3 protein-coding genes are annotated in these 2558 nt (G+C 69.0%); all 3 read right to left on the bottom strand.

The features are described from left to right. Positions 1–459, bottom strand: a 459-nt coding sequence (locus DBR23_RS31450) for an ABC transporter substrate-binding protein (protein ID WP_233250657.1), incomplete at its 3' end; no start/stop codon positions are given. Next, the gene (locus DBR23_RS21610; protein WP_099730645.1) at positions 459–1061 is read right to left on the bottom strand and encodes a bifunctional adenosylcobinamide kinase/adenosylcobinamide-phosphate guanylyltransferase; all 603 of its coding nucleotides are present in this window, start codon (positions 1059–1061) and stop codon (positions 459–461) included. The genes DBR23_RS31450 and DBR23_RS21610, both read right to left, overlap by 1 nt. Continuing rightward, a complete protein-coding gene (locus tag DBR23_RS21605) occupies positions 1058–2440 on the bottom strand; it encodes a cobyrinate a,c-diamide synthase (RefSeq protein WP_108499549.1) in 1383 nt (460 codons plus the stop codon). The genes DBR23_RS21610 and DBR23_RS21605 overlap by 4 nt, the downstream gene beginning before the upstream one ends. Positions 2441–2558 lie beyond the last annotated feature (118 nt).

Here is a 2558-nt window from a genome sequence, read left to right as displayed (position 1 = left end):
CACGCCCAGCAGGTCGCTGACAGTGCCCAGCACGCGGCGCACGTCGGCATGCGTCTTGGGCTCCAGCTGCACCACGGTGAGGCCCAGCGCCTCCAGCCGGTCACTGGCGCGCGAGCTGACGGACATCAGCACCACATCGGGCTTGAGTGCCACAACGGCCTCGATGCTTGGGTCCAGCCCGCCCCCCACCTTGGGCAGCTTGGCAATCACGGCCTCCGGCCAGTTGGAGTAGCGGTCCACGCCCACCAACCGGTGGCATTGCTCCAGTTCGCACACGCTTTCGGTCAGCGAGGGCAACAGGCTGACGATGCGCTGGGGGGGCCGGGGCAGCGAGACCTCGCGGCCCCGGTCGTCCCGGATGTGCACCGGCTGCGCACGCGCGAGGCCGGCCATCAGCAGGCCCAGCAGCACCAAGATGGCGATGACCCACAGGATGCGGCGCACGGGGGTTGGTTTCATCAGCAGGGTTCCTTCAAAGTGAGAGGCAGACCGGCAGCCATCAACGTGACCCGTGGACACACCTGCGCCACCTGCTGGTTGAGCATGCCCAGCGCATCGACAAAGGCGCGCACCTCGCGCCCCATCGGGATGACCCCCAGGCCAATTTCGTTGCCCACCAGAACAACGGGCCCGGGGGACTGCCGAATTGCTTCCAAAAACATAGCAGCCTGGGCATTCCACTCTAGCGCTTGCGCCTGTTTTTGCTCCAAATCCATGGTTTCGAACCCCAGGGGCATGGTCCAGTGGGTGAGCCACAGCGTTAGGCAGTCCACCACCACCAGGGTTTGCGGCGCGCTGTGCCGCGCAACGGCAGCGGCCACATCGCGCGGCTCTTCCACCGTCTGCAAACCTGGCACGCGCTCGGCGCGGTCGCGCTGGTGGCGGGCGATGCGCTCGCGCATCTCGTCGTCCCAGGCCTGCCCGGTGGCGATCAGCACGGCGCGGTGGTCGGCGGATCGGGCCAGCCAGTCGCGTGCCAGCAGCTCAGCACGGCGGGATTTGCCACTTTTCTGACCGCCCAGGATGAGCTCGGTAGTGATGGGGTGCGACGCGGATGTCATGCTTTGCTCTGGCCGCCGAGAAGATGCGCAACCGCCTCGGGGCTGGACGGGAACCACGCATGGAAGTAGCTGGCATGGATGCTGCCCTGCTGGTACAGAGCCTCACCCGCATCCCGCGCAACCGCCTCGTTGGGCCGCGCCGTGCGGGCCACCACGGGAGCGCTGCTGTCGCTGGTCGAATAGTGGAAGGTGTGGCCGCGCAGCGTATGTCCTGCCACGGTCAGCTGCTGCGGCCCCAGGGCCGCCAGGCGCTTTTGCATGGTCACGCGGCCGGGCAGCAAGCCCCACAGCGGAGCCGCGCTGCCATCGGCCAGCGTGATGGAATCGAACAGCGCCATCATGCCGCCGCACTCTGCCCACAGGGGTTTGCCCGCTGCCACATGGGCGCGCAGGCTGGCCAACATGCCGGTGTTGGCCGCGATCTGCGCGGTGTGCAGCTCGGGGTAACCGCCGGGCAGCCACACGGCATCGCAGTCCGGCAACGCCGTGTCTTGCAGGGGCGAGAAGAACGCCACGCGGGCGCCCATCTGTTCCAGGCACTGCACATTGGCGGCGTAAGTAAAACAGAACGCCGCGTCACGCCCCACGGCCACGGTGCGGCCCGCGAGCAGCGATGGCGCAGCAATCTTCGAGGCGGGCGCCGGAAAGTCCACAGCCCAGCGCTGCATATCCTCCAGCGTCATCTGGCCCAGGGGGGTAGCGGCCAGGGCATCGGCCGCTGCGTCCAGCCGCTGCAGGCTGTCGTCCAACTCGTGCGCGGCCACCAGGCCCAGGTGGCGCTCGGGCAGCAGCGCGGCGCCAGCCTTGCCCGCAGCAGAGGCAGCACCAGGCTGCACCCGCATCAGCGCCCCCATCCAGTCATCCACATCGTGCAAGCCGTCACGCAACATGTCGGCATGGCGGGCACTACCGACGCGGTTGGCCAGCACACCGGCCCAGGGCAGGCCCGGGCGGTAGTGGCGCAGGCCATAGGCCAGCGCGCCAAACGTGCCCGCCATGGCGGAGGCATCGACCACCGCCAGCACCGGCACCGCAAAGTGCCGGGCCAGGTCGGCCGCGCTGGGGTTGCCGTCAAACAGACCCATAACGCCTTCGATGAGGATCAGGTCCGACTCGCGCGCAGCGTCGTGCAGGCGCTGCGCGCAGTCGGCCTCACCGTTCATCCACAAATCGAGCTGGTGCACCGGCGCACCACTGGCCAGCTGGTGCCAGTGCGGGTCCAGGAAATCCGGCCCGCACTTGAACACCCGCACCCGCCGGCCCTGGCGCGCATGCAGGCGCGCCAGGGCGGCAGTGACGGTGGTCTTGCCCTGCCCGGAAGCCGGGGCCGCGATCAGCAACGCGGGGCAGCGGGCAGCAGCGGTCGTCGCCAGGGTCACTGCGGCGCCCACTTCACACCGACGTACACCGTGCGGCCTGCGGTGGCGTAGGTGCGGGCCAGCTGGTAGTCCTTGTCGGCCAGGTTGTCGATGCGCGCCAGCAGCGTGTAGTCGCGGG

The organism is Acidovorax sp. HMWF018, assembly GCF_003061035.1.
In the GTDB taxonomy this organism is placed as follows: domain Bacteria; phylum Pseudomonadota; class Gammaproteobacteria; order Burkholderiales; family Burkholderiaceae_C; genus Acidovorax; species Acidovorax delafieldii.
Note: the sequence above shows the minus strand (reverse complement) of the source record. Positions and strands in the feature narration are given on the sequence as shown.

Coding starts and splice junctions, on each gene's coding strand:
- DBR23_RS21610 (WP_099730645.1), bottom strand. CDS start 1,061: ATGACATCCGCGTCGCACCCCATCACTACCGAGCTCATCCTGGGCGGT.